The 6734-nt window shown below is 70.7% G+C and carries 10 protein-coding genes; 6 read left to right on the forward strand and 4 right to left on the reverse strand.

Annotation, left to right across the window (positions count from 1 at the left end; genetic code table 11):
- Positions 1-42 precede the first annotated feature (42 nt).
- Positions 43-441 carry a cupin domain-containing protein gene (locus tag ACFQ53_RS17560; RefSeq protein ID WP_377862234.1) on the reverse strand — a complete coding sequence of 133 codons (399 nt, stop codon included), beginning with the start codon at positions 439-441 and terminating at the stop codon, positions 43-45.
- A gap of 208 nt (positions 442-649) precedes the next feature.
- On the opposite strand from ACFQ53_RS17560, the gene ACFQ53_RS17565 reads away from it, so the two are divergent.
- Positions 650-1057 carry a hypothetical protein gene (locus tag ACFQ53_RS17565; RefSeq protein WP_377862237.1) on the forward strand — a complete coding sequence of 136 codons (408 nt, stop codon included), beginning with the start codon at positions 650-652 and terminating at the stop codon, positions 1055-1057.
- Positions 1058-1062: 5 nt separating this feature from the next.
- Here the strand turns inward: ACFQ53_RS17565 and ACFQ53_RS17570 are convergent, their stop codons facing one another.
- On the reverse strand, positions 1063-1959 hold the full coding sequence (locus ACFQ53_RS17570) for a helix-turn-helix transcriptional regulator (RefSeq protein WP_377862240.1): 897 nt from the start codon (positions 1957-1959) through the stop codon (positions 1063-1065).
- A gap of 153 nt (positions 1960-2112) precedes the next feature.
- On the opposite strand from ACFQ53_RS17570, the gene ACFQ53_RS17575 reads away from it, so the two are divergent.
- Genes ACFQ53_RS17575 through ACFQ53_RS17590 form a run of 4 tightly spaced genes read left to right on the forward strand, consistent with a single transcriptional unit; the run spans position 2113 to position 4285 of the window.
- Positions 2113-2550, forward strand: a complete 438-nt coding sequence (locus tag ACFQ53_RS17575; RefSeq protein WP_377862243.1) for a cupin domain-containing protein — start codon at positions 2113-2115, stop codon at positions 2548-2550.
- Positions 2547-3404 (forward strand): aldo/keto reductase, encoded by an 858-nt coding sequence (locus tag ACFQ53_RS17580; protein WP_377862246.1) that lies wholly within the window; start codon positions 2547-2549, stop codon positions 3402-3404. Before ACFQ53_RS17575 ends, ACFQ53_RS17580 begins: the two co-directional genes overlap by 4 nt.
- A 41-nt stretch (positions 3405-3445) precedes the next feature.
- Positions 3446-4018, forward strand: coding sequence for a DapH/DapD/GlmU-related protein (locus ACFQ53_RS17585; protein WP_377862249.1), 573 nt, complete (start codon positions 3446-3448; stop codon positions 4016-4018).
- A 30-nt stretch (positions 4019-4048) separates the two neighbouring features.
- Positions 4049-4285 carry a VOC family protein gene (locus tag ACFQ53_RS17590; protein ID WP_377862252.1) on the forward strand — a complete coding sequence of 79 codons (237 nt, stop codon included), beginning with the start codon at positions 4049-4051 and terminating at the stop codon, positions 4283-4285.
- Positions 4286-4346: 61 nt separating this feature from the next.
- Here the strand turns inward: ACFQ53_RS17590 and ACFQ53_RS17595 are convergent, their stop codons facing one another.
- Together ACFQ53_RS17595 and ychF are read right to left on the reverse strand one after the other, a co-directional pair.
- The gene (locus ACFQ53_RS17595; RefSeq protein WP_267061898.1) at positions 4347-4478 is read right to left on the reverse strand and encodes a hypothetical protein; all 132 of its coding nucleotides are present in this window, start codon (positions 4476-4478) and stop codon (positions 4347-4349) included.
- 436 nt (positions 4479-4914) lie between these two features.
- On the reverse strand, positions 4915-6000 hold the full coding sequence (gene ychF / locus ACFQ53_RS17600) for a redox-regulated ATPase YchF (RefSeq protein ID WP_377862256.1): 1086 nt from the start codon (positions 5998-6000) through the stop codon (positions 4915-4917).
- Between the two features lie 193 nt (positions 6001-6193).
- Between ychF and ACFQ53_RS17605 the strand changes: the two genes are divergently transcribed.
- Positions 6194-6637 (forward strand): DoxX family membrane protein, encoded by a 444-nt coding sequence (locus ACFQ53_RS17605; protein WP_377862258.1) that lies wholly within the window; start codon positions 6194-6196, stop codon positions 6635-6637.
- The last annotated feature ends 97 nt before the right edge of the window (positions 6638-6734 follow it).

Below are 6734 nucleotides of genomic sequence, written 5' to 3' on the forward strand. Positions count from 1 at the left end.
GGGCAGGGGCGGATCCGCCCCTGCCCCTGCCCCGCCGCCTTTTCAGCCGCCGGAGCGGGGATGGCGCAGATGCGCGCGCTCGGCGAGCACCTGTTCGCTCACGAACGTCATCATCTCCTCGCCGGGGGCGCAGACCATCACCGCGATGAACGTGGTCGGGGCCTCGGCGAGGTGGTTCGCGGCCTGGTAGTGGATGAGGTCGCCACCGGGCTCCCAGAAGGCCTCGCCGGTGCGGATGATGCGCTCCGGCTCTCCCTCGAGCTCGAAGACGAGCTCGCCCTCGAGGAGGTAGCCGAAGACGGGGCCGGAGTGACGGTGCGTCGGCGAACCGGGCGAGCCCGGCTCGAGCGTCATGCTCACGGTCATCACGTGGGCCGGTCCGACGCCGCCGGCGACGCGGGCCTGGTCCAGCAGTCGGATGTCCGGGGTGGGTGCGTCCATGGTGCTCTCCTCTCGGGACGGCCGCTCCGTCCCCTGCCCCTACGACCGGGAGCGAGCCGTCCGTGTGAGGCGGCGCCGCGACGGGTCGACGCGGGCCGGCATCCGTCCTCACATCGCGAGCCGCCGCGTGGTCCTGGGGGTGGGCCGCGCATCCGTCGCAGTGCTCGGACCGGCCCGCCGGCCCTCATCGCATCGAGAGGATTCCCCCGTGAACGTCGTCATCCGCCTGGCTCTGGCGATCCTGTTCCTCGACGAGCTCGTCGTCGGGGCATCGAACGCGCTGGTGCCCGCGAGCTTCTACCGGCACTTCCCGACCGTGGACCTGACGCCCCCGTTCAGCGAGCACTATGCGCGGGACTTCGGCGGCGCCACGCTGGGGATCGCGCTGCTGCTCGGCATCGCGCTGGTGCGCCCGACGGCGCACTTCGCGATCCCCGCGGCGCTCGCCTACTCGGTGTTCGCCGTCCCGCACTTCGTCTATCACCTGATGCATCTGGAGGGCGCCTCGACGGCCGAGGCGGTCGGTCTCACCATGGCGAACGCGATCGTCGCACTGCTGGGGATCGGCGTCGTCCTCCTGGTGGTCGTGCGCGATCGGCGGGATCAGTCGCACTGATCTCCTCAGCCCGCGGAGCCCTCGGCCGACGGGATCGCCGCGCCGTCCTGCCCGACCTCGCTCGCCGCCCAGGAGGCCAGCAGCTGCAGGCGCTCGGCGGAGACGGAACCGGGCTCGGCCGCATAGACGGTGAGCGTGAGCCCGGGCTCGGACTCCATCCCCATCCCCTCGTACGCGACGGTGATCTCGCCCGCCACAGGGTGGTGGAAGGTCTTGGAACCCGTGCCGTGGTGCCTGACGTCGTGCGCGCCCCAGAGCCGCCGGAACCCGTCGCTGCGCGTCGACAGCTCTCCGATCAGGTCGTGCAGCTCCTTGTTGTGGGGGTCGCGGCCGGCCTCGGTGCGCAGGATCGCCACCGTGACGCCCGCGAAGAAGTCCCAGTCGGGGTAGAAATCGAGGGCGCGCTCGTCGAGGAACGTGAACCGGGCGATGTTCGGCGCCTGGCCCGGCATGTCGAAGACGTCCTGGTAGAACGCCCGGCCCAGGGCGTTGGTCGCGATGATGTCCATGCGGCCGTTGCGCACGAACGCGGGGCCGGCGGTCACGGCGTCGAGGATCCACTGCAGACTCTCGTGCGGCGTCCAGCTCCGGGAGGGATGCCTGCGGGGCGGACGGGCGACGGGGCTGGCGGCGTGCGCGAGATCGAAGAGATGAGCGCGCTCCGCGTCGTCCAGCAGCAGCGCCCTCGCGACGCCGTCGAGGACCTCCGGGGAGGCGCCGCTGATCGCGCCGCGCTCGAGCTTCGTGAAGTACTCGACGCTCACCCCCGCGAGGGCCGCGACCTCGCTGCGCCGCAGGCCCGCCACCCGCCGGTTCCTGCCGGCGGGAAGCCCCACCTGCTCGGGCGAGACGTGGGCGCGGCGCGAGGTGAGGAACTCGCGCACCTCGGCTCGATTGTCCATGGGGCGAGGGTACGCGCGGGCGGTGCGGGGAAGGAGGCTCCCGCAGAACCCCTCTCGCGGGGGTCTCCCCCGCGCGCCGGAACCGTGCTGGAGTGGGACCACACGATCGGCGCGGTCCCCATCGGCCGCGCGATCCACGACGAGGAGGCACCCATGACGTCGGACGACGGATTCGACCAGATGTTCCCGCTCGGGGAATCGAACGAGGCTTTCGCCCAGTACTTCATCGGCCGCAGCTACCTGGCCCCGCTCACCGAGGGCAGCGTGGTGGTCAGCAACGTGTCCTTCGAACCGGCCTGCCGGAACAACTGGCACATCCACCACGGCCGCAGCGGCGGCGGGGACCAGGTGCTGATCTGCACCGCGGGCTCCGGCTGGTACCAGGCCGACGGCGAGGAGCCGGTCAGCATGGAGCCGGGGACCGTGATCCGGGTCCCGGCGGGCACCAAGCACTGGCACGGCGCGAAGGCCGACGCCTGGTTCTCCCACCTCGCCTTCATCACCCCGGGCGACGACGTCTCCAACGAGTGGCTGGAGCCCGTCGCCGACGACCTCTACGACCAGCTGCCGACGAGCGGAGAGCACGCATGAGCATCCTCGATCAGACCTATACCCTCGCCCACGGCGTCGAGATCCCGAAGCTGGGACTGGGCACCTGGTTCATCGACGACGACAAGGCAGCCGAGGCCGTGAGGTCGGCGGTCGAGAACGGCTACCGCAACATCGACACCGCGCAGGCCTACGGCAACGAGCGCGGCGTCGGGGAGGGCATCCGCACCTCCGGGGCGGACCGCGACGACCTGTTCGTCTCCACGAAGCTCGCCGCCGAGATCAAGGACTACGACGGCGCGGTCGCCGCGATCGACGAGTCCCTGCGCACGCTCGGCCTGGACCGCATCGACCTGATGCTCATCCACAGCCCGCAGCCCTGGGACGACTTCCGCGGCGGCGACTACGCGGACGGCAACCGGCAGGCGTGGAAGGCCCTGGAGGAGGCGCACCGCGCCGGTCGGATCCGTGCCATCGGGGTCTCCAACTTCCTGCAGTCCGACCTCGAGAGCCTGATCGAGACGGCGGACGTCGCCCCGCACGTGAACCAGCTGCTGGTGCACGCCGGGAACACCTCGCACGAGCTGCTGGAGTACTGCCGCTCGCAGGACATCCTCGTCGAGGCGTACTCGCCGATCGCGCACGGCGAGATCCTGGACGACGCCGAGGTGCAGGAGATGGCCGAGACGTACGGGGCGAGCGTCCCGCAGCTGTGCATCCGCTACGCCCTGCAGCTGGGCACCGTGCCTCTGCCGAAGACCGCGAACCCCGAGCACATGCGCTCCAACGCGCAGCTCGACTTCGAGATCTCGGAGGAGGACATGACGACCCTGAGGAGCATGAAGGGCCAGGACTACGGCGAGTCCAGCGCCTTCCCCGTGTTCAGCGGCAAGTGAGCGGGAGGGCGACGACGAAGGACGACGGAGAAGGAAGGCGCATGGACCTCGAGACGTTCCTTGCGCAGATGGACGCCGGCGCGCCCGCGCTCCCGGGCAGCCCGGCGGCACGCATGATGGACGACCTCGCCGACGAGGCGATCGCCCTGTGCATGGAGCTGAACACCCGCGTCACCACGCTCGACGAGCGCGTGGAGATCATGTCGCGCCTCAACGGGCGCGCTGTGCCCTCCTCGTTCCGGATCTTCCCACCGTTCACGACGGACTGCGGGAAGAACATCCGCATCGGCGAGCGGGTCTTCATCAACTCCGGCTGCCGGTTCCAGGACCAGGGCGGCATCACCCTGGGCGACGACAGCCTCATCGGCCACAACGTCGTCATCGCCACCCTCAACCACGAGCTGGAGCCCTCCCGGCGCGCCACCACGATCCCCCGACCCGTGGTCGTGGGCGAGAGCGCATGGATCGGAGCGAACGCGACACTGCTCCCGGGAGTGACGATCGGCGAGGGCGCAGTGGTGGCCGCGGGGGCGGTCGTCACCAAGGACGTCCCGCCGCGGACCGTCGTCGGGGGTGTGCCGGCCCGGGTGATCCGGGGGATCGCACCCGAGTGATCCGAGCATTCCCGGGACCACGGCTGGGTCGTGACGCTCGCGGATGCCCGCGGCCACCAGCTGAGCCTGATGACCCGGGACGCGACGACCACGGTGAATCCCGCATGCTCGGTCTTCGTCGACGACATCGTGGCCGCGCACACGGCGGCGATCGCCGCCGGCGTGGAGATCGTCCATCCCCTGGCCCGTGAGGACTGGGGCGTCACGCGCTTCTTCTACCGGGATTCCGCGGGGTCAGTGGTCAACGTCGGGACGCACACGGGCTGAGAGGCTGGTGTCGCCCCAGGCGCGTGCAGGATGCCTCGCGCATCCGAGTTGCTCGAGCGGCTCAGCGCAGCGCGCGCCGTGCCGCCTTGTTGATCGCGCGCCGTCCGGCACGCTTGCCCACGGCTTCGGGGCCCTGCTCGACGGCCCGGGCATCCCCGCGGACCCGTCGCAGCTTCCGCAACCAGTTCAGCATCGTCAACCTCCTCGAGAATCGGGTTCCCGACCTTACGCGCCCCCACCGCAGGGCGACACCGTCCCAGCGTGTGCGCTGATCGGGCGGGGTGCGCGGGACCCGCCCGCGCCGTCGGCGCCCGGGTCGTGTGTCAGAGGCCCCAGGAACGCCTCCACCGCGCGATCTGCCGCGGAACCGGTGACGCACGCCTTGACCTGGACGGAGGTGTCCTCGTCGAAGGGCCATTCCTCGTGCCACTCGCTGCTGGGCGGGAAGGAAGGAATCTCGGTCGCCTCAGCACTGAGCCGTTCCCGGTCCTGTCGGTGTTGATCATCGTCGGCGCAGCGAGATGCACCGCGCGGCGTGGGGTCCTGCCTGCGATGGTCGCGGCCTTCCCTGTGTCCATGCCACCATCCGCCCGATGGGCGTCGCGCTCATGGCGGGATTGCGCGGCGCGCTAGACGTTGAACCGGAACTCCACCACGTCCCCGTCGGCCATCACGTAGTCCTTGCCCTCCATGCGCACCCAGCCGTGGGCCTTGGCGTCGGCCATGGATCCGGCCTCGACGAGCTTGTCGAAGCTGACGATCTCGGCCTTGATGAAGCCGCGCTCGAAGTCCGTGTGGATGACGCCGGCGGCCTGCGGGGCGGTCGCGCCCTGCGGGATGGTCCAGGCGCGGGACTCCTTGGGGCCGGCGGTGAGGTAGGTCTGCAGGCCCAGCGTGTGGAAGCCGACGCGCGCGAGCTGGTCGAGGCCCGACTCCTCCTGGCCGGTGCTCTCGAGCATCTCCCGGGCCTCCTCCTCGTCGAGCTCGGCGAGCTCGGACTCGAACTTGGCGTCCAGGAAGATCGCGTCGGCCGGGGCGACGAGCTTGCGCAGAGCCTGCTGCGAGGCCGCGTCTGCGAGCCCCTCCTCGTCGGTGTTGAACACGTAGATGAAGGGCTTGGCGGTCATCAGCTGCAGCTCGCGCAGCAGGGAGGCGTCGATGCCCGCGGCGGCCGCGCCCTGGAACAGGGTCTTGCCGGTCTCGAGCAGGTCCTTCGCCGCATCCATCGCGTCGAGCACGGCGGGCTCGGTCAGCTTGCGCTTGACCTCCTTCTCGACGCGCGGGCGCGCGTTCTCGAGGGTCTGGAGGTCGGCCAGGATCAGCTCGGTGGTGATCGTCTCCATGTCGCCCGACGGGCCCTCGGAGCCCTCGGCGCGGATCACGTCGGGATCGGTGAAGGCACGGGTGACCTGGCAGATCGCGTCGGCCTCGCGGATGTTCGCGAGGAACTTGTTGCCCAGGCCCTCGCCCTCGCTGGCGCCCTTGACGATGCCGGCGATGTCCACGAAGGACACGGTCGCGGGCACCTGCTTCTCGCTGTCGAACATCTCGGAGAGCGTGCCGAGCCGCGGGTCGGGCAGCGGCACGACGCCGACGTTCGGGTCGATCGTGGCGAACGGGTAGTTCGCCGCGAGGACCTCCGCGCGGGTGAGGGCGTTGAACAGGGTGGACTTGCCGACGTTGGGCAGTCCGACGATTCCGATGGTGAGAGCCACGGGATCGGAGTCTACGGGCCGAGGGCCCCGGATGCCCGCCGCGCGCGGCAGTCGTGGGCGAGAGCACGCCGCGTGGGATCCCCGGATGGGACGTCGGGTGAGTCCTCGCGCACCGCTGCCGGGCGTCCCCCCCCGTCCCGGCCGGATTCACTACTCTCGTCCTGCACGGACCGCTCTCGATCAAGGAGTCCCCATGGCCTTCAGCCTCAGCAACACCATCCTGCGCAGCGTCACCGGCGCCTACATCCTGAACTCGGGGATCGGGAAGCTCGGCCTCCCCGAGGAGGCCGCCACCGGTCTCCAGCAGATGGCCTCGCAGGGCATCCCGCAGGTGGAGAGCCTGTCCCCCAAGCAGTTCGGCTGGCTCGTGAGCCTCGGTGAGATCGCCGTCGGCTCGGCGCTGCTGCTGCCGCTCGTGCCGACCCGCGTGGCAGGCCTGGGCCTCGGCGCCTTCAGCGCCGGCATGCTCTCGATGTACTTCCGCAACTCCGAGATGACCCAGGCCGACGGCATCCGCCCCTCCCACGCGGGCACGCCGCTGTCCAAGGACCTGTGGCTCGCCGCGATCGCGCTCGCGCTGGTCGTCCGCGGTGCGGGCTCGAAGAAGGTGAAGGTCAAGGAGGTCGCGAAGGACTGACCTCCGCGAGCCTCCCCGGGCGCGCCCCGCGGCCGAAAGACCGCGGCTCGCGACCCGAAGACATGAGCGTGGCGCACCGGATCCGTCGGATCCGATG

This window comes from Brachybacterium sp. NPDC056505 (assembly GCF_042794925.1).
GTDB lineage: Bacteria > Actinomycetota > Actinomycetes > Actinomycetales > Dermabacteraceae > Brachybacterium > Brachybacterium kimchii.